General features: G+C 64.9%; 19 protein-coding genes. 12 read left to right on the top strand and 7 right to left on the bottom strand.

Annotation, left to right across the window (positions count from 1 at the left end; genetic code table 11):
- Positions 1-10: 10 nt before the first annotated feature.
- The 11 genes from HG262_RS21010 to HG262_RS20960 all read left to right on the top strand — a co-directional run bounded on the left by HG262_RS21010 (position 11) and on the right by HG262_RS20960 (position 12,369).
- Entirely contained in the window at positions 11-1,324 is a 1,314-nt protein-coding gene (locus HG262_RS21010) for a type II and III secretion system protein family protein (protein WP_169272871.1), read from the top strand.
- On the top strand, positions 1,321-2,664 hold the full coding sequence (locus tag HG262_RS21005) for a pilus assembly protein CpaE (protein ID WP_169272861.1): 1,344 nt from the start codon (positions 1,321-1,323) through the stop codon (positions 2,662-2,664). Before HG262_RS21010 ends, HG262_RS21005 begins: the two co-directional genes overlap by 4 nt.
- Positions 2,665-2,697: 33 nt before the next feature.
- The gene (locus HG262_RS21000) at positions 2,698-4,053 is read left to right on the top strand and encodes a CpaF family protein (RefSeq protein WP_169272860.1); all 1,356 of its coding nucleotides are present in this window, start codon (positions 2,698-2,700) and stop codon (positions 4,051-4,053) included.
- Complete coding sequence (locus HG262_RS20995) at positions 4,053-4,979, top strand: type II secretion system F family protein (protein ID WP_211187618.1); 927 nt, start codon at positions 4,053-4,055, stop codon at positions 4,977-4,979. Before HG262_RS21000 ends, HG262_RS20995 begins: the two co-directional genes overlap by 1 nt.
- A 13-nt stretch (positions 4,980-4,992) precedes the next feature.
- Complete coding sequence (locus tag HG262_RS20990; protein WP_169272859.1) at positions 4,993-5,991, top strand: type II secretion system F family protein; 999 nt, start codon at positions 4,993-4,995, stop codon at positions 5,989-5,991.
- Positions 5,992-6,002: 11 nt separating this feature from the next.
- On the top strand, positions 6,003-6,872 hold the full coding sequence (locus tag HG262_RS20985; RefSeq protein ID WP_169272869.1) for a tetratricopeptide repeat protein: 870 nt from the start codon (positions 6,003-6,005) through the stop codon (positions 6,870-6,872).
- Between the two features lie 22 nt (positions 6,873-6,894).
- Positions 6,895-7,356, top strand: a complete 462-nt coding sequence (locus HG262_RS20980) for a DUF3613 domain-containing protein (RefSeq protein WP_169272858.1) — start codon at positions 6,895-6,897, stop codon at positions 7,354-7,356.
- Between the two features lie 30 nt (positions 7,357-7,386).
- Positions 7,387-9,495 carry a pilus assembly protein TadG-related protein gene (locus HG262_RS20975; protein ID WP_169272857.1) on the top strand — a complete coding sequence of 703 codons (2,109 nt, stop codon included), beginning with the start codon at positions 7,387-7,389 and terminating at the stop codon, positions 9,493-9,495.
- 40 nt (positions 9,496-9,535) lie between these two features.
- Positions 9,536-10,936 carry a sigma-54 dependent transcriptional regulator gene (locus HG262_RS20970; protein WP_169272856.1) on the top strand — a complete coding sequence of 467 codons (1,401 nt, stop codon included), beginning with the start codon at positions 9,536-9,538 and terminating at the stop codon, positions 10,934-10,936.
- Between the two features lie 117 nt (positions 10,937-11,053).
- Entirely contained in the window at positions 11,054-11,773 is a 720-nt protein-coding gene (locus HG262_RS20965; RefSeq protein ID WP_169272855.1) for a DUF2968 domain-containing protein, read from the top strand.
- Between the two features lie 137 nt (positions 11,774-11,910).
- Positions 11,911-12,369 carry a DUF1178 family protein gene (locus tag HG262_RS20960; RefSeq protein ID WP_169272854.1) on the top strand — a complete coding sequence of 153 codons (459 nt, stop codon included), beginning with the start codon at positions 11,911-11,913 and terminating at the stop codon, positions 12,367-12,369.
- A gap of 144 nt (positions 12,370-12,513) precedes the next feature.
- On the opposite strand, the gene HG262_RS20955 is transcribed toward HG262_RS20960, so the two are convergent.
- The 5 genes from HG262_RS20955 to HG262_RS20935 form a co-directional block, all read right to left on the bottom strand.
- Positions 12,514-14,799, bottom strand: a complete 2,286-nt coding sequence (locus HG262_RS20955) for an excinuclease ABC subunit UvrA (protein ID WP_169272853.1) — start codon at positions 14,797-14,799, stop codon at positions 12,514-12,516.
- Entirely contained in the window at positions 14,796-15,260 is a 465-nt protein-coding gene (locus HG262_RS20950; protein WP_169272852.1) for a MarR family transcriptional regulator, read from the bottom strand. The genes HG262_RS20955 and HG262_RS20950 overlap by 4 nt, the downstream gene beginning before the upstream one ends.
- 303 nt (positions 15,261-15,563) lie before the next feature.
- Positions 15,564-16,124, bottom strand: coding sequence for an elongation factor P (gene efp, locus HG262_RS20945; RefSeq protein WP_006225610.1), 561 nt, complete (start codon positions 16,122-16,124; stop codon positions 15,564-15,566).
- Positions 16,125-16,301: 177 nt separating this feature from the next.
- Positions 16,302-17,414, bottom strand: coding sequence for an elongation factor P maturation arginine rhamnosyltransferase EarP (earP, locus tag HG262_RS20940; protein WP_169272851.1), 1,113 nt, complete (start codon positions 17,412-17,414; stop codon positions 16,302-16,304).
- 6 nt (positions 17,415-17,420) lie between these two features.
- Positions 17,421-18,623 (bottom strand): DUF2863 family protein, encoded by a 1,203-nt coding sequence (locus HG262_RS20935; protein WP_169272850.1) that lies wholly within the window; start codon positions 18,621-18,623, stop codon positions 17,421-17,423.
- A 243-nt stretch (positions 18,624-18,866) separates the two neighbouring features.
- On the opposite strand from HG262_RS20935, the gene HG262_RS20930 reads away from it, so the two are divergent.
- Positions 18,867-19,643, top strand: coding sequence for a class III extradiol ring-cleavage dioxygenase (locus HG262_RS20930; protein ID WP_169272849.1), 777 nt, complete (start codon positions 18,867-18,869; stop codon positions 19,641-19,643).
- Between the two features lie 80 nt (positions 19,644-19,723).
- Here HG262_RS20930 and acnA read toward each other — a convergent pair whose 3' ends face one another.
- The gene (gene acnA, locus HG262_RS20925) at positions 19,724-22,429 is read right to left on the bottom strand and encodes an aconitate hydratase AcnA (protein ID WP_169272848.1); all 2,706 of its coding nucleotides are present in this window, start codon (positions 22,427-22,429) and stop codon (positions 19,724-19,726) included.
- 303 nt (positions 22,430-22,732) lie between these two features.
- Entirely contained in the window at positions 22,733-23,662 is a 930-nt protein-coding gene (locus HG262_RS20920; protein WP_169272847.1) for a LysR family transcriptional regulator, read from the bottom strand.
- Positions 23,663-23,728: the final 66 nt, after the last annotated feature.

Here is a 23,728-nt window from a genome sequence, read left to right as displayed (position 1 = left end):
GGCAGCGGCGATGTCCTACGGCGTTCTCGCCACCGCGCAGACTGCGGCGTCCGCGCCCGGCTCGAATGCGCCGGCGCCGGCCCGAGATCTTGCGTTGTCCGTGAAGGGGCAGCAGACGCTGCTGCTGGACGGCACGGCGCCGTCGCGCATTGCGATTGGCGACCCTGACGTGGCTGACGTGAAAGTCCTGCCGGCCTCCGGCAAGCGGGCGGGATCGATCCTGATCTACGGGAAAAAGGCCGGGACCACGCAGTTGCAGATATGGAGCGGCAACAACACGACGCCGCAGGTCTGGAACCTGCGCGTGGGCGGCAGCGTCCAGGGCGCGCTGGCCACACGCGGCATCGCCGGCGGGGCCAATGTCGATATCGCGGGCGACCGAGCTGTCGTGTCCGGCCATGCCGAGACGCCGATGGGGCAGGTCGCCTCGGCCGCCATTGCGGCCTCCGCGGTGGGGGGAGAGAAGAACGTCGTCGACGTGTCTTCCGCTGGCAACGGCGGCATTGTCCAAGTCGAGGTCAAGGTCGTCGAAGTATCGCGGTCGGTGATGAAAGAGGCGGGCATCAATTGGAGCGCCGGCGGCAGCGGCCCGTGGAGCGCGTCCACCAGCCTGGTTCCGTCCAGCCTGGCTTCCGCGGCATCCGGCTTCTCGCTGTTCTACGACACCAAGAATTTCGCCGCGAATCTGCGCCTGCTGCAGACCAACGGCATGGCGCGCGTGCTGGCCGAGCCCACGCTGGTGGCCATGACCGGGCAAAGCGCCAGCTTTCTGGCAGGCGGTGAACTGCCGATTCCCGAAGCCGGCGGGCTGGGGACGGTGTCAGTCACGTTCAAGCCTTTCGGCATCGGGTTGACGGTCACGCCCACGGTGCTGTCGCGTGACCGCATTTCGCTGAAAGTGGCGCCCGAGGCCAGCGAACTGGACTACAGCAACGGCATCGTGCTCAACAGTGGCACGGATTCCAGCTCGATCATCCCGGCGTTGCGCACCCGCCGCGCAGACACGACGGTCGAATTGGGCGATGGCGAAAGTTTCGTGATCAGCGGCCTGGTGTCGAGGCAGACCAAAGCCATGGTCAGCAAGGTGCCTTTGCTGGGCGACCTGCCGATCATCGGCTCGTTCTTCCGCAGCCTCGACTACTCGCAAGAGGAAACTGAGTTGGTCATCGTCGTGACACCGCGCCTGGTCCGCCCCATCGCGCGCGGGGTGAATCTGCCATTGCCGGGCGAAAAGCAAGAGCGTGCGGACAACGGCTTCAACGCCTGGGGCTACTACCTGACGGGTCCCATGGGCGGCCAGCAAATGCCGGGTTTTTCGCGGTGAACAATATGAAGACACACGCAAGCGAGTGGGTAGGCCTGCAAAACAGCAAGCGGTTTTTGTTTTGCTCCAAAGGCGCGGATGTCGCCGTGCAACTGGGGCAGGTGCTGGGCGACATGGGGATGCTGACCCAGGAGTCCCCGAGCAACGAGGAATTGGCGCGCCGCCTGGCCGAGATATCGCCCCAGGTGGTGTTCCTGGATTTCACGCTCAGCGAAGACGAGCCGGGAAAGCTGTTCAAATCCGCCGAATTGGCGCGTCTGCTGGCGCGCATCGCACCCACGTTGCCGCGTGTCGCAGTGGGCCTCTTGAGCCAGCCTGAGGGCGCCATCGCCGCGCTCCGAGCGGGCGTCAGCGATTTTGTCGACCCCACGGTCGCGCCGCAGGAAATCAAGGACATCGTGCTGCGGCTGCTGGACGCGCAGGCGGACGGCGGGCGCGCGGACGGTTCGCGGCGCAGTGTCCTGTTGCTGGGCGCTCGCCCCGGGGTGGGCGCCAGCACCTTGGCCGTACACCTGGCCCACATGGCTCAGGATCGTCTGAAACAGGCGCATGGAATGCGGGCCACGGCCAATGGGTCCAAAGGCGCCAAGGCAGCTGCCGCCGAGTCGGGGGCCTCGCTGCCCCTGTCCAGCCGCGTTGCGCTCATGGACCTGGGCTGGCCTGTGGGCGATTGCCAGCTTTATCTGAACATCGGCGGCGAGTTCGATTTCTCCGAGGCGGCGCGCAATCTGCGCCGGCTGGATTCCACCTTGCTGGCGTCAGCCATGCCCCACACGGCCAACGGCCTCAGCGTCCTGTCCCTGCCGCGCGATCTGGGCCTGATGCGCGATGTCTCGCAATCCGATTCGCTCCTGGTGTTCGAACGCATGCGCCAGCATTTTGGCGTGGTGATCGCCGATTCGGGGGGCTTCACCAACCCGGAATTCGTAGCCGGGCTGGCGCGCGCGTCCGAACAGAACTGGATCGTGACGGACCAGAGCGTCGGCGCCCTGGTGTCGCTGGCCGGATTGCTTCAAGAACTTGAGCAATTGCATGTGGACCGCCGCAGCCTGGGTCTGATCGTCAACCGGTACGACGAACGCTACGGCATGACCGCGCAGCAGATTGCCGAGCGCTTCCAGCTGGAACTGGTGGGCACTTTGCCGGACCGCACGTTGGCCTTGATGGTGTGCACGAACCAGGGCCACCTGCTGCACGAGGACGCCGAGCGCGACATCTATGTGCGCGCGGTGCAGGGGCTGGTGGAAAAGCTGGGGGCGGAAGAAAGCTCGTCCGGTGGACGGGCAAGCTGGCTGGCCACGTGGCTGCCCGGCGTGCACCGCCGTATGGTCGTCGGTTAACGGAACGACGCAAGGATTGCAACGGAAGCCGACATGATCATGACAGCGACGATAGAGTTTGGCGGTGATGGCGATAAGGGATTCTCGGCGTCGAACCGCTTCCAGGAAGTGAAGACGGCGGCGTACGAACACCTGCTCTCCCGTATCGAGGAACTGGGCGCCGAGTTCGGCCGATGGGCGCGGTCCGCGATCCAGGAATTCGTCGACATCGAGGTCGCGAGCTTCGTGCGCCTGCGCAGGGTGCCGATCAACGAAAGCGAAATGCGGCAGATCGCGGAGGCCCTGACCAAGGAATTGGCGGGTCTGGGGCCGTTGGAGGATTTGCTGGCCGATCCGGCCGTCGAGGACATCCTGATCAACGGCTATGACAACGTGTTCGTGTCGCGCCGCGGTGTGCTGGCCCGCGAAACGCTGCGGTTCACCGACAACCAGCATGTGCTGCGCATCGTGCGGCGCATCCTGGCGCCGATCGGCCGCCGCCTGGACGAATCCAGTCCCATGGTGGATGCCCGTCTTCCCGACGGCGGCCGCCTGAATGTGGTGATCGAACCGCTAGCCGTCGATGGGCCGATGGTGTCGATCCGCAAGTTCCGGCAAGACCCGTTAAAGCCCGCCGATCTGCTGACCCTGGGGTCGTTCGACGAAGAGATCTACCGGCTGCTGCATGAAGCGGTCAAGAACCGCTGCAATGTGCTGGTTTCCGGTGGCACCAGCTCCGGCAAGACCTCGCTGCTCAATGCGTTGGCGTTTTTCATTCCGGAGACGGAACGCGTCGTCACGGTGGAAGACACGGCGGAATTGTCGCTGAACCACCCGCACGTGGTGCGGCTGGAATCGCGCCAGGGCGGTTTCGACGGCAGCGGCGCGGTCAGCATCCGCGAGCTGATCCGCAATAGCCTGCGGATGCGCCCGGACCGGGTGGTGGTGGGCGAAGTGCGCGGCGCCGAGGTCATGGACATGCTGCAGGCGATGAACACGGGCCATGAAGGGTCGATGGCGACCATCCACGCGAACTCCCCGCGCGAGTGCCTGTACCGGATCGAGATGCTGGCGGGTTTCGCCGGCTTCCAGGGAAGCGAGGACAGCTTGCGCAGGCAGATCGCCAGCGCGCTGGATTTCATCGTGCAGATCGGCCGCCTGTCCAACGGCAAACGCCGCGTGCTGTCCGTGACCGAAGTCACCGGCATGGGCGACAACGTGATCTCCACTCAGGAACTCTATCGCCACGAGACCTTCACGACGCCAGAGGGTGAAGAGAAGGACCGTTGGAACTGGCTGGGGATCCACCCCCACACACCCAAGCTTGCCAAGATGCGCACCGAGGCGCGCGCCAACGAGCCCCCGCCGGGCGATACCGACGGTGGCGGATTCTGGAGCCGGAGGCGCTGATGATGCAAGCCCTGGTGCTGGCAGGCCTGGCCTTGGTGCTGGCGATCGGTGCGGTGCTGCTTTGGCGTCATGCCAACAGCGGCGCACGCCGCGCCGCAAGCTCGTCGTTCCTGGAAAACCAATTGAACCGGGGGCGCGACGCGTCGTCCAAGCCCGAGCCGATTTTCGAAAGCGCGCGTGCGGTGCGCAGCGGCCTTCCGGGCTGGGACCGCCTGCTGCTGCTGGCGGGCGTGCGCCAAAGCGCGGGGCTTTATGTGCGGCTTGGGGTACCCCTGTTGGGCCTGGCCGTGCTGGCGTGGCTGATATTGGGGGTCTTGTCCGGCATCGTGACACTGTTGCTCGTGGCCATCCTGGAGTACTTCCTGTTGTGGTTGCGCGCCGACAAGCGCCAGCGCCGGATGATTTCGCAATTGCCAGCGTTCCTGGACAACATCGTCCGCCTGATCACGATCGGCAACAGCATGGGGGCCGCGTTCCAGACGGCGGCGGCCACCACGGATGAACCATTGCGCGAGGTGGTGGAAATGGCGGCCAGCCTGAGCCGGTCCGCCAAGGAACTGGATGCGGCCCTGGTTCACGTGTCGCGGCTGTATGGATTGAAAGAGCTGTACATGATTGCCGCCGTGGTGTCGCTGGCGATGCGCTTCGGCGGCCGCAGCGACCAGGTGCTGGAGCGCATGGCCGCCTTCATGCGAGACGTAGCGCAGGCGCGCAATGAGCTGTCGGCAAGTTCGGCCGAGATCCGCCTGTCCGCCTGGGTCCTGGCGCTGCTGCCCGTCGGCATCGGCGGCTTCATCATGTTGACGAACAACGATCTTTTCATGAATCTGTGGCGCGACCCGGCCGGATTCAAGATGCTGGTGACCGCCGTTCTCCTGCAGATCGTCGGCAGCTATTGGCTGTACCGCATGGCCAAGTCCATTTGATGGGAGAGGCGAGATGGATATCCTGAAATCCTGGAGTGTCTCCTCCGTGCTGGCGATGGGCCTGATGCTGATCGCGGCGGCCATGCTGGTATTGGGCGTGGGCATCGTGCGCCGGCTGCGCGGCCAAAGCAGAAGCCGGCAGGTCGTGGACCATGCGCTGGCGTCGCGGCAAGTGGGTGGCTCGGCGGCGTCGGCCTTGCCCGCGCAAGACGGGCAGGGCAGGTTCGCGGCCGCCACGCGCGCGGCGGATTCCTTCGGCAAGCGCCTGAGCGAAGGCCGGTTCGCGGAAGCCTTGCTGGCCGCCGAAGACCGCAAGCTGGTGGATATCGCCGGCTATGCCAATGCGGCGACCGCAAGGTCGCGCTTCGTCGCGTTCCGGTTCGGACTGGCGATCTTGTTGCCCATCGCCGCGGTGACGCTGGGTCTGCGCTACCACTACGTCGATTCATTGTCGGGGATGCTGGTCGCGGCCTTCCTGGGCTTTGCCGTCGGCTACATGCTGCCCAAATGGATCGTGCGGCGGCGGGTGGCGCAACGCCGCAGGATGGCGGCGGACGAGCTGCCGCTGTTGATCGATCTGCTGCGCCTGCTGCAGGGCGTGGGGCTGTCGATCGATCAGAGCATGCAGGTGCTGGTGACCGAGTTCGGGCAGGTGCTGCCGGTGCTGTCGCAGGAATTGCGCCTGGCCTCTGAACTCTATGTGCGCGGCCGCACCCGCGAGCAATCGCTGGCGCGGCTGGCCACCGGATTCGACAACGATGACCTGTCCGCCATCTGCCGCCTGATCGCGCAGGTCGATCAGCATGGCGGGGCGGTGCAAGAGCCGTTGAACCGCTTCGGCGAAAGGTTGCGGGATTCGCGGCGCCTTGAATTGAAAGAGAAAGTCGGCAAGACCACGGTCAAGATGACGGGAGTCATGATCGTGACTTTGCTGCCCGCGCTGCTGATCGTCACCGGCGGGTCGGGGTTTGTAGCGGTGATACGCGCGATGTCGCGCATGGGGGGTACATGATGGCGGGCGCGATGGGAAGTCGGCAGGGCGCATTGCGCTGGACCCTTTTAGCCGCGGCGCTGTCCGCGGCTGCGGGCTTGAGCGGATGCAAGACCAACAGTGCGGAAACTGCCTGGCAGTTAATGCAGCAACAGCAGCAGGAGCAAGCGCTTGCCCGCCAGAAAGAGGACGAGGCGGAGGGCCGTCGGCGGCCCAAGGAACCGGAGATGATGCTCTCCCTGATTTCCGAAGCGCAGCGCCAGGAACGCTATTTCGCTTCGCTGGCGTATATCGAGGCGTACCAGCAGAAATTCGGCAACGACAACCGGCTGGCCGTGATGCGCGCGGATGCCTTGCGCCAGACCGGCCAGACCGCGCTAAGCGAGCAGGCCTATCGCGCCTTGACCAGCGGCGATCAGGCGGCGGACGGGTGGCATGGCCTGGGCCTCATCGCAGGCGGCCGCGGGCAGTTCGATCAGGCGGTCGACGATTTCGCCCGTGCGGCCAAGCTGGCGCCGATGAATGCGCGGTTCCTCGGCGATCTGGGCTATGCGCGATTGCGCGCCGGCGATGTGGTCGGCGCCCGGGTGCCGCTGGGCCAGGCGGCCGAGCTGGCGCCGGAGAACGGCAAAGTGCTGGCCAACATGGCGGTGCTGCTGCTGGTTGAAGGCGACTCGGTCAAAGCCCAGCAATTGATGGACCGGGCGCAGCTTGGCGAGGACGCGCGCGGTCAGGTGCTGCGCCTGGCTTCCGAGATCCGCAGCCATCGCATGCCGCCGCCCATGCCGGCCGCCGCGGCGGTGGGCGGCGCGCCGACCCGCGTGTCCAGCGGCGAGGGCACCGTGATGCCAATGATGAGTCCGTTGATGGATGGCCTGGGCAATGGGCCCATCGTGCGTTAACTCCGTGTTCAGGAAACCTCTTATGTCTCAACCTCGATTGACTCGTTCCTTCACCCTGGTGCTGGCATTGGCCACGCTGGCGCCTGTGGGCGCCCTGGCACAGTCGAATGCGCCGCTGACCGGAAACATGTCGGGCGGGGCAGCGGCAGGCGCCGCGCAACCCGCGCCGCCACCGGCCGCGACCTTGCCCAACCGGCCCGTAGTGCAGCAAGTCCAGACGTCGATGCCGCAGGCAGACGCGCCCTCGGCGACGCCGACGGCGGCGCCGGCTGCAGCACAACCGCCCGCCGCCGAGGTCCGGGAAGGCTTCGGCGACGTGACGCGGGGGTTGCTGGCGGCCCAGGCCGACGGCCGTCGCGCAGGCGGCGTGTTGCCTATCCTGGGGCCGGTCTCGTCCGCGGCCTGGACCCGTTACGTGGATAGCTTCAGGCAGCCGATCCCGGAATGGTTCCAGAAGCGGGTGGAAACCAAGAACACCAATTAGGGCTCGGACACGAGCCGGAGCCGTCAGACCATGTCAGCCGTCCCGTTACGTTCCCGTTCCTTGTCGCGCCAGCGCGGCAGCATCACCGTGGCTGTCGTGTTCGCGGTGCTGGTGGGGCTGGTGCTGCTTGGGGTCGCACACATTTCATACAGCTTCTACATGAAGCGAGAGATGCAGAAGGGGGCGGACCTGGCAGCGCTGTCGGCGGTGCAGGTATTGGGCATGGGGGCCGCCGCGGACTGCGCGCGTGCGGGCACCGCTGGCCGTACGTCGGCATTGGCCAACCTGCCCGGTTTCTTCCAGACGTTCACGGCGGCCGACGTCACCGTCGAATGCAAGGTATGGGATTCAAGCCGGGCTGACGCCTCCGGCATGCATGTCTTTGATGCCGCCAGCGGGCAAACGTTCAACGCCGTGCGCGTGACGGTGCGCAAACGGCTGACCAGCATTGTTCCCAGCTTTTCCGGCGGCGCGGACAGCGGCACGCTGGTCACGACCACCGCCGTGGCCACGAACACGCGGCCCGTCGCGGCATTCATGGTGGGGTCACGCCTGCTGCGCCTGGAAAGGGGCGGGTTGCTGTCCCAACTGCTGGCCTCGGTCGGGGCGACGCCCGCACAATTGGATGTGCTGGATGCGGCAGGCTTGGCCAGCGTCAACATCACGCCGTCGGGCCTGCTGAAAGCGCTGGGCTTGCCCCTGTCGGTGGCGACCGGCGTGGGCACTCCCGCGGAACTGGCCGCCGTCAACAACCTGACGCTAGGCCAGTTGCTGAACGCCACGCTGACGGTGGTCAACCAGAGCGGCACCGCCGGGGCCAGCATCGGCCTGATCAACAACGCCATCAATACGGTGCTGGCCGTGATGCCGCTGAACCTGCCGGTCAAGCTGTTCGGAGACGGCGGCGTCCTGAACCTGTCGGTCGTGGGGGGGGACGCCACCGGCGCCCTGGCGGCGAACGTCAACGCGTTGAACCTGCTTGAAACCGCGCTGGTCGTCGCCAACGGGCAGAACCTCATCAACCTGGGCCTGAGCGTGCCGCTGCTGGGCGTGGACGCCCGGGTGCGCGTGGTGGAGCCGCCCACGCTGGCTGTCGGGGGCATCGGCACCCAGGCCACCAGCGCTGGTATTCGCGTGTATCTGCGCGTCAACACCGCGAACATTCCGCTGGTGGGCCCCTTGCTGGCGAATACGCTGGGCACGAAGGTGGATTTGCCCATCATCATCGACGTGGCGCAGTCCACCGGCACCTTGACGAACCTGTGCCAGGCGCCTTTGACGGAGTCGCAGGCCACGATCGCCGTGACGTCCTCCGTCGCCAATATCTGCCTGGGGCGCTTTCCGGGCATGACGTCCAGTACCGATCAGAACGCTGCCAACTTCGTGTCCCTGACCAATAGCTGCCAGCCCAGCTCGTTTTCAGCCATCCAACGCCACCAGGTGTTGAATGTGCTGGGCATCCTGCCGTTGACCGCAAAGGTCACGCTGCCGGTTTTCAACTCCGCCGCGCCGGTTTCGGTGACGCTGACCGAGCCACCCGGCACCCCGTCGACGCAGACCGTAACCGCCACGTCCATCGACCTGGGGGCGTTGGCATCCAATCTGTCGGATGCCTTGATCGGCGGCATTCTGGGGGATCTCTTCAATACCGGCACCGCGTTGACTGCGACCGAGCGCACTGCGTTGGCGACCAAGCTGGTGGGCGGGGGCGGCAGCAATGCCGGCAAGTCCATTACCGAAGTCTTCAATGACATGCAGTGGTCCACGACCGCCCTGAACCAATTGGGCAACCGCCTGAGTACCGGCGGGTTGACGGGGGTGCTGGGGGGCACATTGCAACTGGTCGGCAATATCCTGACCTCGCTGCTGCTGGCGCCAGTCAATGACCTGCTTTGCACGCTGGCGATCACGCCCAGCGCCGTCCGGCAATGCCGCATCGATTCCGTCGCGACGATGGCGCTTAGCGGTTCGTCCCAAGTGGGCGGGGTGCTGTCCGTCGTTGTGAACCTGTTGCAGCCTGTCCTGGCGCCGCTGTCGGGCCTGTTGCAGCAATTGCTCAACATGCTTGGCCTGAGCGTCGGCCAGACCGATGTTTCGCTGCTGTCCGTGGACTGCGGCCAGCCCCGTTTGGTGTATTGATGATGCCTGTGATTTCCGCCCGTTATTTGTCGTCCATGCCATGACCCAGAAATTCGCCCGCGACGAGTTCGACGTGTATGTATGGGAGGGGACTTCCGATATCGCCTCCCGGGCAGAGCGTTGCCTGGTCGGCATGGACGTGTCGCTGGTGCGCGCGGACGCCGGCACCGCGTTTCCGCCGCCGCGCGACCCGACGCGCCCGGCCGTGGCGCTGGTGTCGGTATCCGTGATGGGTGACAACCGCTTCAGTGGCTACGACTGGCTGGCGGTGCAGGCCATGCCGGTGATCTGGGTGGCGGCAGAGGCCCGCGGGCGCGATTCGCGCTACTACCCGCCCGAATATTCCTACACCTTGCCGCTGTCCTTTACGACGTCGGACTTGCGCAAATTGCTGTTCGAATTGCTCGGCACGCTGGACCAGTTCAACCGCACCGCGCCCAAGCGCGAACAGCCCTTGATCGCCGTGTCCGAGCCGATGCGCGCGCTGTTGGCCGAAGCCGAGATGTTCGCCGACTGCCGCAGCAATGCGTTGATCCACGGCGAAACGGGCGTGGGCAAGGAGCGCATCGCCCGGCTGTTGCACGACCGGGCAGAATGGTCGGATGGCCCATTCGTGGCCGTCAACTGCGGCGCCATACCGGAGGGCCTGTTCGAAGCGCATTTCTTCGGTCACGCGAAGGGCGCCTTTACCGGCGCGGTCGGCGCGCATAAGGGCTACTTCGAACAGGCCAATGGCGGCACGCTGTTCCTGGACGAAATCGGCGACTTGCCGCTGTATCAGCAGGTCAAATTGCTGCGAGTGCTGGAGCAGAGCGCCGTCACGCGCCTGGGTTCCAGCGTCGAGATCCCGGTGGATTTCCGGCTGGTCGCGGCGACCAACAAGGATCTGCGGGTGCTGGTGGGCCAGGACGAGTTCCGGGCGGACCTGTATTACCGCCTGGCGGTGATCGAGCTGCGTATCCCGAACCTGGAGCAGCGCGGGCCGGAAGAGAAAATCGCCATTTTCCGCGCGCTGCTGGAGCGGGTGGGCGGGGAAGGCGACCCGCCGGACTGGCTGCTGGAGCGCGTGGCGCGCACCCGCTATGCGGGCAATGTGCGCGAACTGTCCAATGTGGCGGAGCGCGTGGCGATCATGCGCCGGCAGTTCAAGAGTTGGGACCAGGCGCGCATTGAACGCATATTCGATCAGATCGGCGAGCCATTGCGCGCCGCCGGCTCCCTGGGCGGGCCCGGCTCGCTGTGCGAACCACCCGTTTTCACCGATGCCGAGCGCGCCGAGCGCGCCCGCATCCTGGCTGCGCTGGACGTCAATGGCTGGCGCCGCCAGGACACCGCCAACACCTTGGGCATCAGCCGCAAGGTGCTCTGGGAAAAGATGCGGAAATTGCATCTGGGGGGCGGCCAGGGCGAAACGGCGGAAGGGATTGTCGAGGCATCCTGATCATGCAATAGGGAAAGGCCCGTACAGGGCCACAACTTTGCCTGCGGCGAATGTAAGTGGATCTGCCGTGAACGAAATAAATTGCTATAGTTCCGCAACGATTTTTTTGGGGAAGGCATGAACGTCCAATTTATCCGTGCCGCCACTCGCATGGCGCTGTTAGGCACGGCACTGTCCGGCCTGGCGGCTTGCGCCAGCGCGCAATCCGAAGCGCCGAGGCCCACGGTTAAGCAGGTCGAGGACAAACCGGCCGCCTCCACGCCCGTGACCCCGCCGCCGCCGCCGGCTGCTGCGCCGGCCGCGGCCGCGCGGCCGTCCTCCACCGTGGCGGAATTGCAGGGCCTGATCCAGAGCCGTCAGGTGTCGGAGCTGCGTACCGCCTATAACGGCACGTATGGCGCCAGCCTGCTGTTCAAGCCGGACGACCTGACCTATTACGTTGCTTTGTTCCAGCAGAAGGACTTCTGGCGCGTGCTGAAGACCTTGTCGGAAAAGCAGGCCGAATCCACGTACCGCGCGTTCGCCGCGCAATCTGCCGACCTGGCCGAAGTGGACATCAAGCGCATCAAGCTGCAAGCCGAATACGCGAACGCCGAGAAGCTGCTGGCCAGCCGCAGCGCCCAGCTCAGCACGTTGCAGGCCGACCGCACGCTGCGCATGCAGCAGGAAGAGCAGGTCGCGGCACGCCAGGAGCAGTCGCGCCAGGAAGCCACGGCATTGGCCGATCAGCAAAAGGACGTGCGCCAGCAACTGCGCGATCTGCAGCGCCAGATCGATTCGTTGCAGGCTCAGCAGGCGCAAATCGACGCCGGCCCGGCCGCCAAGCGCGGCAAGTAAGCCGGCGCCAATCACCAGAACGGGCCTTCGGGCCCGTTTTTCTTGGGCACCGCCCCGCCTGCCTGCTTGACGTGGGGGAATGGCGCCCGGTGCGGGCGAATTCTTGTATTCTGGCTGCTGGACCCCATATAGCAACCATGGCTCTTAAAGTTTTCGACCTTCAGTGCGAGCACAGCCACATTTTCGAAGGCTGGTTCGGATCGCACGACGACTATGACGCGCAGCAGGCGCGTGGCTTGGTCACGTGCCCGGTTTGCGGATCGGCCAGCATCACCAAGCGCCTGTCTGCGCCGCGTCTGAACGTGTCCCACCTGCATGCGCCGGCCAAGCCGCCCGCCGTGCCGGCAGGCGCGTCCGACGCCGAGAAAATGGCCGCCTTGCAGGCGGTCGTGATGAAGCAGGTGCGCGCCTTGCTGCGCAATACCGAAAACGTGGGGCCGCGTTTCGCCGAAGAGGCGCGCCGTATCCACGAGGGCGATGCCGACGAGCGCCCCATCCGCGGCACGGCCACGCCCGAAGAGCGCGAAGCGCTGGCCGATGACGGCATCCAAGTCATGGCCGTGCCTGACTTCCTGGACGACGAGCGATTGCAGTAAGTCTTCGACCATCAGGACGGTGGGCAAGTCGATGCCCAGCAAGGCTGGCACGCGCGGCACATGCTCTAGAAACAGCCTGCCCGCCCGAGTCAGTCGCGGCCACGGCCAGGAAGCAGCGTAGATGCCGAAGCGCTATGCATCACCTCACAATTTCCCAGTTAAGTGGTGCTGAAGGAACGGCCCGGTCACTGACTCCGGGGCGTTGATCATTGTTGCGGGTGCACCCTCAAACACGAGTTTTCCTCCATGCTTTCCGGCTCCAGGTCCCATCTCGATCAACCAGTCTGCATGGGCGATGACATCCAGGTTATGTTCGACCACGATCACGGTGGCACCTCGCCGCGTGAGTCCGTCGAGAATGGCCAACAACCGATTCACGTCGGACATATGCAGGCCGGACGTGGGTTCGTCGAAGACGTACAGACTGCCTTCCTCGGCCAATCGGGAGGCCAGCTTCAAACGCTGGCGCTCGCCCCCTGACAGGCTGCTCAGGCGCTGCCCCAGCGACAGATAACCCAGTCCCACGTCGCAGAGCCGCCGCAACGACCCGGAAATACTCCCGCAGGACAGGAAATGCTCCAGCGCCTGCTCCACCGGCATAGCGAGAACCTGGGCGATGTTGCAGCCCATCCAGATGATCGCGCGTGCCGCCTCGTTGAAGCTCGTGGCGCCACAGGCGTCGCAGGGTGTTTCCACACTGTCCATGAATGCCAGGTCGGTTTGAATCAGCCCCAGCCCCTTGCAGACCGGGCAAGCGCCCTGGGCATTGCTGCTGAACAGGCTCGGGGGGTGGCCGCTGGCCTTCGCGAAACCCGCGCGAATCTCGTCGAGCACGCCGATGTAGCTTGCCACCGACGAACGTCGCGTTCCTCCCAAGCCTTTCTGGTCGATCAGGATAGCCTGCGGACAATGGCGCGGAAGCAGGCGGTTGACCAGTGTGCTTTTGCCGGAACCGGCGACACCCGTCACCACGGTGAGTACGCCCGTGGGGATGGATACGCTGACATCGCGCAGGTTGTGTAGTGAAAGGCCGTGCAAGACGATTTGCCCGGTCGCGGTGCGCGGCTCGCGTTTCACGGATGTGGGCCGCCGCAAGCAACGTCCCGTAAGGGTATCGGCCTGCCGTAAACCTGAGTAGTCGCCCTGGTACACCACCTGGCCGCCATCCTTCCCGGCACCCGGCCCCATGTCCACCACATGGTCGGCAATAGCCATCACGTCGGGGTCGTGCTCCACCACCAGGATAGTGTTTCCCTTGTCGCGTAGTCCACGCAGCAAGGTGTTGAGCTGGTGGACGTCGCGCGGATGCAGTCCCACGCTGGGTTCATCGAAGATGTAGGCGATGTCGGCCAGGCTGCTGCCCAGGTGGCGGACCATCTTTACGCGCTGCGACTCCCCACCCGACAAGCTGGCAGTCTCCCGGCCCAGGCTGAGATAGTCCAGACCGATGGCGCGCATCTGCTCCAATCTCTCGTCGATAGCGGTCAGCACCGTCGTTACCGGCTCGGCGCTGATCGTTCGGATGAAGGCCAGCAGGTCGGCAATCTCCAGACTGGCACAGTCCGCGATGGATTTGCCGTGGATCTTGCAGGACAGGATGGTGGGGTTGAGCCGTGCGCCGCCACAATCCGAACAGCGCTGGCGGGTGATGACGTGGGCGAGCCCTTCGCGTTCGGCCTGCGTCATGCGGCTGGGCTCATGGTTCAGATAGGCGCGCCGAAAGCGCGGAACGACCCCCTGAAACCGCGCCGACGACGGCCATCCAGGAAGAGGATTACTCACGGCAAGATCGTCGGCATACAACAGCGTCTGCCATTCGTCCGGGCTGTAGTCGGCCAACGGCTTGTCGCAATCGAACAGGCCGGAGCAAGCGTAGCGCTTCCAACGGAATGTGCCCCGGGCAAACGTGGGGAAACGGATTGCCCCTTGGTTAAGGGACTTGCTGCGGTCAAACAGCAGATCGAGGTCAAGCTCGTTTACCCAGCCCAGGCCTTGGCAGGTCGGGCACATCCCCTGTGGGTGATTGAACGAGAACACATTGGAGTAGCCCACAAAAGGCTGGCCCAGGCGCGAGAACAGCAGCCGCAGCAATGGCTGTATGTCGGTGGCCGTCCCAACCGTCGAGCGCGCATTGCCGCCCAGCGGTTTCTGATCGACCACGATGGATGCCGGCAGGTTGCGCAACGCGTCGGCCTGAGGCTGGCCGTAATGTGGCAATCGGTGCCGCACGAAGGCGCTGTGGCTTTCGTTGAGTTGGCGCTGGGACTCGGCAGCGATAGTGTCGAACACCAGCGACGACTTCCCGGAACCGGACACCCCAGTGAACACCGTGATGCAATGCTTGGGAACCTTCAGGGTGACGCTGCGCAGATTGTTGTTGCGTGCGCCAATGATGTCCATGTCGCGGTACGGAGTCTGTAGAGGGCTCATGAGCTTGCCCCTTGTTCGGCCTCATGCGCGGTCAATGCCGCGCTGACCTTCTCGCAGAGTTCTGTGAACATGGCCTGTTCACCGGGCGTCAGCGCCGCCATGACGCAATGTGCCGCATCGCGCCTGCCTGTGGCAGCGCGCACGAGGAAGTCACGCCCTTGCTGCGTCAATGCGGTGACCTGTTCGCGACGGTCACCATCCCCCTGCATTTGCTCCACCAGATTGAGGTCTTTGAGCACGCGCAAGGCCTTGGAGATGCCGGTGCGCGCCGCCCCCAGCCTGTCGCCCAGCAGCGAGGGCGTCATGGGACCTTGCAGGCGAAGCAGTTCCAGGATGTCGTACTGCGCCCAGCTCACCGCCTCGGGTGTGTAGCGGGTGCGTCGCGCCACGAGGATGCATTGGAGGTGCGAGAACGCGTTCTCCAGAGCGCCAGGTTCTTCGTCAGATTGATCTATGTCCATGAGGTCTCACAAGATTTCCCTTGTGCAACTTTATACCCATATTTTTCGATAAATTATGCCTATTTGATTTCTTTTTGGCAATTATATTGGGTGTCCCTGTTCTCGCCCGACATCCGACGGCATACCGTTGCCGTGTACCGTGGCGGCAAGGTCTGCTGGAGTCATCGTGCAATAAAAAAAGCCAGACCTTCCGGTCTGGCTTTTTTGTCGCAGGGCCGTCCCAAGACAAAGCGCCCCCTCGGGGGGCACAAGCAAGCACACGAAGTGTGTGCCGCGTGGGGGCCCTTGTACCGGCTTGCCGGATCAGTTGTTGACGCGGCTGCGGTATTCGTTCGTGCGGGTGTCGATTTCGATCTTGTCGCCGATGGCGCAGAACAGCGGCACGTTCAATTCGTAGCCGGTGTTGATCTTGGCCGGCTTCGTGACCTTGCCCGACGTATCGCCGCGAACGGCGGGTTCGGTGTAGGTGATTTCGCGCACGAGCGTGGTGGGCAGTTCAACCGAGATGGCGCGGCCGTCGTAGAAGACCACTTCCACGGGCATCGCTTCTTCCAGGTAGTTCAGGGCGTCGCCCATGCTTTCGGCTTCGATTTCGTACTGGTTGTACTCTTCGTCCATGAAGACGTACATCGGATCGCCGAAATAGGAGTAGGTGCACTCCTTGCGGTCCAGCTGGACGACTTCGAACTTTTCGTCGGCCTTGTAGACCGATTCGCTGGCCGAGGCGGTCAGCAGGTTCTTGAACTTCAGCTTCACAACAGCAGCGTTACGGCCAGACTTGTTGTATTCGGCTTTCTGGACCACGAGGGGATCCTTGCCGACCATGACCACGTTGCCGACTCGCAATTCCTGAGCGGTTTTCATCGATAAAACTCCGGGGGGGATGGGTGCACTCGCCGTGCTTGCAAAAAGCCGCCTTCGCGAAAAATCACGAGCTAAAGGTCCGGGTCAAAAGTCCCTGACAAGCGGTTTCATGCACACCCCGGGAGGCGTCATAGTTGAGGCCCGACAAATCCAGGGCGACTCAGAAAACTCTCTATTCTAACGTTTCTTGGCCAAGTCTGCGCAAAAGTCCGCCAGATTTTCAGCCAGATCCGGCAGGGTGGCCTGGCTGGCATCCCACTGCCGGGCGGCGGCCGACCAGGCTTGCCAGGCGTCGGGCGCCAGCGCCTGGGCGACGGACGCCGCCGCCTGGCCCGTTTCCGGCTGGTTCCACGCGCGAATCAACGCCTGCGCGGATTCCGGGGCCGGGTAGCGGGCCAGCCAGGCTTCCAGTTTTTCCAGGTGGATGTTCTCGTCTTGCGGGTAGATCTGCCACACAAGCGGTCGAGCGGCCCAGGCCGCACGGATGAAGGAATCTTCCCCGCGCACGAAGTTCAGGTCCGCGCACCAGAGCAGGCGGTCGAAGTCCGGCTGGGCCACGAAGGGCAGGCGCGCCAGAAGGGGGGCGTTTGGCGCGGCGCAGGCCGCCTCCAGTCCGGGCGCGACGCCCTCGGGCACCAACAGCACGCTCGCGCGCGTGTCGGCCGCCAGCGCCTGGACGAGGGCATCGGCGGGCGCCGTGGGATAGCAAAAAAGGGACACTGTGCGGGCGCCGTCGCGGCGGCGCAACAACACGGCCTCGTCCACGCCCAGCGATCGCAGGAAGCCGTTCTGCAGGTCCATCGAGGCCTGCCAGGCGTCGCGTTCGGCGCCAAGTCCGGGTTCGCGCAGCAGGCCGCCCGTGGCGGCCGTGAAACCGGGAAAGAAAAAATGCTTCACCAGGCCGTCGGGACGCTGCGACGGCAGGCCGTGGCAACTTTCCACCCAGGCCTCGGCGCTCAGGTATTCCAGGTTGATCCAGGCCGGATGCACGCGGCGCATGCTGTCCACGAACGCAGGCGGGGGATCGCACGCGAAGGCTTCAATGACGACGTCGCGCGCGGTCAGGGCCGGATCTGGCGTGTTGGACCAATGCACGATATCCACGCCGCCCAGCTGCTGTCGCGCCGCGTGAGCGTCGACGCCGGGCTGGATGCGCGCAAAGCTGGCCAGGTCGTCCACCCACAGGCGGATATCCCAGCCGCGGCCTTGCGACAGCCGGCGCGCCAGCCGCCAGCAGACGCCGATGTCGCCGTAGTTGTCGACGACCCGGCAAAAAATGTCTGCTTGCATGGCGGCTTAGTGGAACTTGGCGGGGGCCGCTTCGGCGTCTTCGGGCAGTTCGGCGTGGACCAGTTCGCCCAGCGGGTTCGGGAAGTAGGGCGCGCCGCAGTCTTCGCAGTACTCGGCAGGCAGCACGCCGGGGATGCGGCGCACTTCAGTGACGCCGTATTCCTTCAGCAACGCCGTGATTTCGTCGACCACGTCGGGCTGGCCTTCATCGGACGGCAGTTCTTCTTCCCGTCCGTACAAGGGCCACACGCAGCCGTAGTAGACGTCGTTGCTGCTGCGGGCCGTAAAGCCGATGCGGTATTCGTCGATGCGGCTTTCGCCGCAGCCGGCCACGACCGCGCGCAACTGCGAGGCTTCCAGGCTGACCGCGCCTTCCAGCCAGCTGATGGCCGCGCGCAGGGACAACGGACGTACGCGCCGGTCCGCTTCGCGGTTGCTGACGTAATAGGCGTCGGGCAGCAGCGCTTCAAAGCCGCAGCCCGGCAACAGCGCGGCCAGGGTCGGCTGCGCCTGCGCGGCCCACTGCTCCTGGCACGCGTCGCGGCTGGCCTCGGCTTCGCCCATTTGCTCCTGCCAGCGGAAGATCGGCGCGTTCTCGGGCACCGCCACGGCGCCGATGATGTAGCGCGTATCGGCCAGCATGTTCGCAGTTTCGGCCTCGGTGTTCAGGGCCGGCTTGGTGGTTTCGGCGCCCAGCGCCTGCGAGCCCAGGCGTTGGAGCCATTGCCAGGTTTCACCGAAGGTGCGGGGCATCTGGTCCACGCTGACCAGCATGGGCATCAGCGCGGTGCGCGCCTGACTGGACAGCACATGGCCATGCAGCTGGGCCAGCAGCGCCTGCTGGGCGGAGGCGGAGACGGGGCCGGTGGGGATCGCGTAACGGGTCCAGGCGACGATGGGCGCGACGATCAGCAGCACGTCGTACCGGACGCCGTTCTTCTCGATCTTCATTGATTCGGACAGGGTTTCGGCCTGTTCGATCAAGACTTCGTAGGCGCCTATGTCGCTTTGCGCGAGGTGGTCCAGGGCCGCTTCCAGCGGGGCATCCTGCCCAGCCTTCAGCAGCTTGGGAATCGCTTCGCCAAGCTGGTTCTCCCAGAACACGTCTTCGACGCGGCTGCCCGAGCGGTTGAGCGCCTGGGCAAGCGCAACCAGGCGGGTCGCGTCACGGGTCATGCGGGGAGCGGATTGGCTGCGGGATCGGGCCATAACTTCGGGGGACGTCCAGTAAGTGGTGTAACGGTGTAGTTTAACGCCCGCCGCGCGCCTCGGCATTGAGGGCGGACCCGGGCGTCCGGCACAGGCGATGGCATGGGGACGGCGGGCTGGGTATTGGCGCAGGTGCCCAGATTGATGCGCATATGGCAACAGATCATCCCTGGGCAGGGGGTTTATTGCTGAATCGAAACGTCCGAAAATGCTTTCATCGACTTGATCTATGGAGGCATCGCCATGCGTTGGCCTACGCTTTTCGTTTCCCACGGCTCGCCCATGCTGGCCGTCGAACCCGGCTTGACCGGCCCCGTGCTGGCTGACTGGAGCCTTGCGCAAGGCCGCAAGCCCCGCGGCATCCTGGTGGTGTCTCCCCATTGGATGGGCGAGGGGTTGGCGCTGTCCACGCGCGACCAGCAGGTGGCCTGGCATGATTTCGGCGGCTTTCCGCCCGAGCTCTACACCTTGCAGTACGCGGCGCCGGGTTCGCCCGAACTGGCGGCGCGGGTGCAGGCCTTGCTGGCCGAATCCGGCATCGCTGCCGACCGCGATCCGCGCCGGCCGCTGGATCATGGCGCCTGGGTACCGCTGCGCTACCTTTATCCCGAGGTCGACGTGCCGGTGGTGCAGTTGTCGCTCGACATGGGGCGCGACGCCGCAGGGCAGCTGGAACTGGGCCGCGCGCTGGCGCCCTTGCGCGACGAGGACATCCTGATCATCGGGTCGGGATCGTTGACGCACAACCTGCGCCACGTGCGGATGCCGCAGAACGCGCCGGCCGTGCCTTACGTGCCGGCCTTCCAGGACTGGTATGCGCGCCGGCTTGCCGAGCACGACGTGCCGGCCCTGCTGGATTGGCAGGCGCAGGCGCCTGGCGCCATGCAGGCACATCCGCATGACGACCACCTGATGCCGCTGTACGTGGCGCTGGGGGCGGGCGGCGCATCGGCCAAGCGGCTGAACGACGAGATCTCGTACGGGGCGCTGGCGATGGACGCCTATCAGTTCGACGACTGAATCCGCCGATTGCCTGCGTAAAAAAGCCCCGGAACCTCAAGGTTCCGGGGCTTTGTTCAACGCGGGGCCTGCGAAGGGGCTCAGGCCGCCAGCAGTTGGCGCAGCACGAAGGGCAAGATGCCGCCGTGCTGGTAGTAGTCCACCTCGATCGGCGTGTCGATGCGCAGCAGCACCGTCACATCCTGCTTCGAACCATCCTTGCGGGTGATCGTCAGCGTCACGTCCTGCATCGGCTTGATGCCGTTTTCCAGGCCCGAGATGTCGTAGGTTTCTTCGCCGGTGATGCCCAGCGATTGCACGCTGTCGGCGCCCTTGAACTGCAGCGGCAGCACGCCCATGCCCACCAGGTTGCTGCGGTGGATGCGTTCGAAGCTGCGGGTGATCACGGCCTTGACGCCCAGCAGCTGGGTGCCCTTGGCCGCCCAGTCGCGCGACGACCCGGTGCCGTATTCTTCGCCGCCGAACACCACGGTGGGGGTGCCGTCGGCCACGTACTTCATGGCCGCGTCGTAGATCGACATCTGTTCGCCGGTGGGCTGGAACAGGGTTTCGCCGCCTTCGAAGCGGCTGCCGTCCGGCAGCGACGGGATCATCAGGTTTTTGATGCGCACGTTGGCGAAGGTGCCGCGCATCATGATTTCATGGTTGCCGCGGCGCGAGCCATAGCTGTTGAAATCAGCCTTCATGACACCGTTGGCCTTCAGCCACTTGCCGGCGGGCGACGTTTCCTTGATGGAGCCGGCGGGCGAGATGTGGTCGGTCGTGACCGAGTCGCCAAATACGCCCAGCGCGCGGGCGCCCTTGACGGCCGGCATGGCGGACGGCGTCATGCCGAAGCCTTCGAAGAAGGGCGGTTCGGCGATGTAGGTCGAATCCGGCCAGTTGTAGGTGTCGCCGCTGACGCCCTTGATGTTCTCCCACAGCTTGCCCGGGTTGCTCTTGACCTGGCCGTAGTTGGCCTCGAAGACCTTCGGGTCCAGCGCATGCTTCATCAGCGCTCCGACTTCTTCTGCGGTCGGCCAGATGTCGCCCAGCCAGACGTCGCCATTCTTGCCGCGGCCCACCGGTTCGGTCATCAGATCGCGCGTGACGGTGCCGGCCAGTGCGTAGGCCACGACCAGCGGGGGCGAGGCCAGGAAGTTGGCCTTGATGTTCGGGTGGATGCGCGCTTCGAAGTTGCGGTTGCCGGACAGCACGGCCGAGCAGACCAGGTCGTTGCCGATGATGGCTTCGTTCAGGTCCGGCGTCAGGTCGCCCGCGTTGCCGATGCAGGTGGTGCAGCCGTAGGCGGCCACGTCGAAGCCCAGTTTTTCCAGGTAGGGCAAGAGGCCCGTCTTGGTCAGGTAGTCGGTGACGACACGCGATCCGGGGGCCAGCGAGGTCTTGATGTGCTTGGGTACCTTCAGCCCGGCTTCCACGGCCTTCTTGGCCAGCAGGCCGGCGGCCAGCAGCACGTTGGGGTTGGACGTGTTGGTGCAGGACGTGATGGCGGCGATCAGGATGTCGCCGTTCTTGATCTGCGTGCCCGCGCTGGTGGTGAAGGTCTGGGCCAGCTTTTCGGCGGGCTGGTTGAAGCCGTTTTCAGCGACGGGCTTGGAGAACAGGTCGATGAACGTGTTCTTGACGTTGCCGATTTCGATGCGGTCCTGGGGACGCTTCGGGCCGGCCAGCGACGGCGCCACGGTGGACAGGTCCAGCGTCAGCAGCTTGGTGAAGTTGATGTCCTGGGCGGCCGGGATGCCGAACATCTTCTGCGCCTTGAAATAGGCTTCGAAGGCGGCGATCTCGTCTTCCGTGCGGCCGGTGCCGCGGAAATAGTCGATGGTGCGGTCGTCGACCGGGAAGAACCCCATGGTGGCGCCGTACTCGGGCGCCATGTTGCCGATGGTGGCGCGTTCGGCCACGGTCAGGCTGGCGGTGCCTTCGCCGCAGAATTCGACGAACTTGCCCACCACTTTTTCACGGCGCAGCATTTCGGTGATGGTCAGCACCAGGTCGGTGGCGGTGACGCCGCCGCGCAACTGGCCCTTGAGTTCCACGCCAACCACGTCGGGCGTCAGGAAGTACACGGGCTGGCCCAGCATGCCGGCTTCGGCTTCGATGCCGCCCACGCCCCAGCCCACCACGCCGATGCCGTTGATCATCGTGGTGTGGCTGTCGGTGCCCACCAGCGAATCGGGGTAATAGACGTTGTTCTTCTTGTCCTGGTGCACGCCGCGCGCCAGGTATTCCAGGTTGACCTGGTGGACGATGCCGAAGCCCGGAGGCACCACGCCAAAGGTGTCGAACGCCTGCATGCCCCACTTCATGAACTGGTAGCGCTCCTGGTTGCGCTTGAATTCCAGCTTCATGTTCAGGTCCAGCGCATCCTTGGTGCCGAAGTAGTCGATCATGACCGAGTGGTCCACCACCAGGTCCACCGGCACGAGGGGCTCGATGCTCTTGGGGCTTTTGCCCATCTTGTCGGCCACCGAGCGCATGGCGGCGATATCGGCCAGCAGCGGCACGCCGGTGAAGTCCTGCAGCACCACGCGGGCCACCACGAAGGGAATCTCGTCTTCGCGGCGGGCGTTGGCCTGCCAGTTGGCGAGCTGCTTGACGTGTTCTTCGGTGACCTTTTTGCCGTCGCAGTTGCGCAGCACGGATTCCAGCACGATGCGGACCGAAACCGGGAGCCGCTGCACATCGATGCCGAGGGACTTGCCCAGCGCCGGCAGCGAATAGTACTGACAGGATTTATTGCCGATCTTGAAATTCTTGAGAGTATCTAGGGTGTTGTGCGGCATGATGGACTCCGTGGTTTTGCCTGGCTTTATCTACCCAAGCGCAGGCGGCAATTTTTGGCGTTTTTGCGCGTTTGTCATTGTAGGGGAGACAAACCCGCGTGCGGCGGTATGTCTTATATCTTATATAAGACTTGGCCTGCACGTCAAAGTTCCGCCCCTGTTCCGGTAAACGGCATCCGGAACTGCAAAACCCCTACTTTGGCGGACATGGGCCAAGCCCGCAAGACCCAGCGGTTTTACCAAGAAAGTCCTACCGTTGGATGGCGGACGGCGCGGGCGTCTGCCGCAGGGCGGCGGGCCCCTTCATGCCAGGAAATCGCGCAGCAGCGGCTCGAGTTCGGCCTTCAGGTAGTCCACCAGCGCGCGTTGGGCCGTGGACGGGTATGGAGTGGGCGAAGTCAGGATGAAAAGCTTGTCGCCAGGCCCCTCGGCCTTGTAGGCGGGCAGCACTTCGCGCAGCCGCCCGGCCTGCAGGTCGGGGCGCACGATGTAGGCGGGTAGCAGCGCCACGCCTGCACCGTCGCGGGCGGCGTCGGCCAGGAAAGGGAAATATTCGGATTGCAGGCGGGACGCCAGCTTGATCTCGTAGGCCTGGCCCTTGCGGTGCAGGCGCAGCGCCGCCTGTGGCTTGGGGCCGGGCGGGCATAGAAAGTCCAGTCGGCCCAGGTCGCGCGGATGCGCGGGCGTACCGGCGCGTTGCAGATAGGCGGGGGCGGCGCACAAATGCCATTTCACGTCGCCCAATTCGCGCGCCACATAGTCCTGCGGCGGCGACGAGACCACGCGCAACGCCACGTCGATCTCTGAGGAAATCAGGTCGCTGACCCGGTTCGAGAACAGCACGCGCAGGCTCAGGCTGGGGTGTTCCAGGGCAAATCGCACCAGCAGCGGGCGCAGGGCGTCAAGTTCGCCCAGCCCGGTGGGCAGGGAAAGGCGCACGTGGCCCGTGGGTTCGGCGCCCATTCTCTGCAAGGCGTGGCGGGCGGACTCCACTTCGCGCGCCATGCGGGCGCCATGCTCGTACAGCACGCTGCCCTGATGCGTCAGTTCCAGGCGGCGCGTCGTGCGCCGGATCAGTTGCGCCCCAAATACCCGCTCCAGCTTCTGCAGGTTGCGGCTGACGTGCGACCGGGTGACGCCCTGGCGCAAGGCCGCCTCGCTGAGCGTGCCCGTTTCGACGATGGTCACGAATAGCTGGATCAGGTTCAGGTCTAGCGCGGGCAAGGCGGACATGGGCGGGGTTGATTGTTGCCTGTGAGGAAACAGAGTTTACTCAAGGTGAAGGATTGTCGCGATATC

Source organism: Achromobacter sp. Bel (genome assembly GCF_012928505.1).
Classification (GTDB): Bacteria; Pseudomonadota; Gammaproteobacteria; order Burkholderiales; family Burkholderiaceae_B; genus Achromobacter.
Note: the sequence above shows the minus strand (reverse complement) of the source record. Positions and strands in the feature narration are given on the sequence as shown.

What these genes read in the sequence shown, in the direction of transcription:
- HG262_RS21010 (WP_169272871.1), top strand. Translation starts at nt 11, where the DNA reads ATGTCCTACGGCGTTCTCGCCACCGCGCAGACTGCGGCGTCCGCGCCC.
- HG262_RS21000 (WP_169272860.1), top strand. Translation starts at nt 2,698, where the DNA reads ATGATCATGACAGCGACGATAGAGTTTGGCGGTGATGGCGATAAGGGA.
- HG262_RS20995 (WP_211187618.1), top strand. Translation starts at nt 4,053, where the DNA reads ATGATGCAAGCCCTGGTGCTGGCAGGCCTGGCCTTGGTGCTGGCGATC.
- HG262_RS20990 (WP_169272859.1), top strand. Translation starts at nt 4,993, where the DNA reads ATGGATATCCTGAAATCCTGGAGTGTCTCCTCCGTGCTGGCGATGGGC.
- HG262_RS20985 (WP_169272869.1), top strand. Translation starts at nt 6,003, where the DNA reads ATGGGAAGTCGGCAGGGCGCATTGCGCTGGACCCTTTTAGCCGCGGCG.
- HG262_RS20980 (WP_169272858.1), top strand. Translation starts at nt 6,895, where the DNA reads ATGTCTCAACCTCGATTGACTCGTTCCTTCACCCTGGTGCTGGCATTG.
- HG262_RS20975 (WP_169272857.1), top strand. Translation starts at nt 7,387, where the DNA reads ATGTCAGCCGTCCCGTTACGTTCCCGTTCCTTGTCGCGCCAGCGCGGC.
- HG262_RS20970 (WP_169272856.1), top strand. Translation starts at nt 9,536, where the DNA reads ATGACCCAGAAATTCGCCCGCGACGAGTTCGACGTGTATGTATGGGAG.
- HG262_RS20965 (WP_169272855.1), top strand. Translation starts at nt 11,054, where the DNA reads ATGAACGTCCAATTTATCCGTGCCGCCACTCGCATGGCGCTGTTAGGC.
- HG262_RS20960 (WP_169272854.1), top strand. Translation starts at nt 11,911, where the DNA reads ATGGCTCTTAAAGTTTTCGACCTTCAGTGCGAGCACAGCCACATTTTC.
- HG262_RS20955 (WP_169272853.1), bottom strand. Translation starts at nt 14,799, where the DNA reads ATGAGCCCTCTACAGACTCCGTACCGCGACATGGACATCATTGGCGCA.
- HG262_RS20950 (WP_169272852.1), bottom strand. Translation starts at nt 15,260, where the DNA reads ATGGACATAGATCAATCTGACGAAGAACCTGGCGCTCTGGAGAACGCG.
- efp (WP_006225610.1), bottom strand. Translation starts at nt 16,124, where the DNA reads ATGAAAACCGCTCAGGAATTGCGAGTCGGCAACGTGGTCATGGTCGGC.
- earP (WP_169272851.1), bottom strand. Translation starts at nt 17,414, where the DNA reads ATGCAAGCAGACATTTTTTGCCGGGTCGTCGACAACTACGGCGACATC.
- HG262_RS20935 (WP_169272850.1), bottom strand. Translation starts at nt 18,623, where the DNA reads ATGGCCCGATCCCGCAGCCAATCCGCTCCCCGCATGACCCGTGACGCG.
- HG262_RS20930 (WP_169272849.1), top strand. Translation starts at nt 18,867, where the DNA reads ATGCGTTGGCCTACGCTTTTCGTTTCCCACGGCTCGCCCATGCTGGCC.
- acnA (WP_169272848.1), bottom strand. Translation starts at nt 22,429, where the DNA reads ATGCCGCACAACACCCTAGATACTCTCAAGAATTTCAAGATCGGCAAT.
- HG262_RS20920 (WP_169272847.1), bottom strand. Translation starts at nt 23,662, where the DNA reads ATGTCCGCCTTGCCCGCGCTAGACCTGAACCTGATCCAGCTATTCGTG.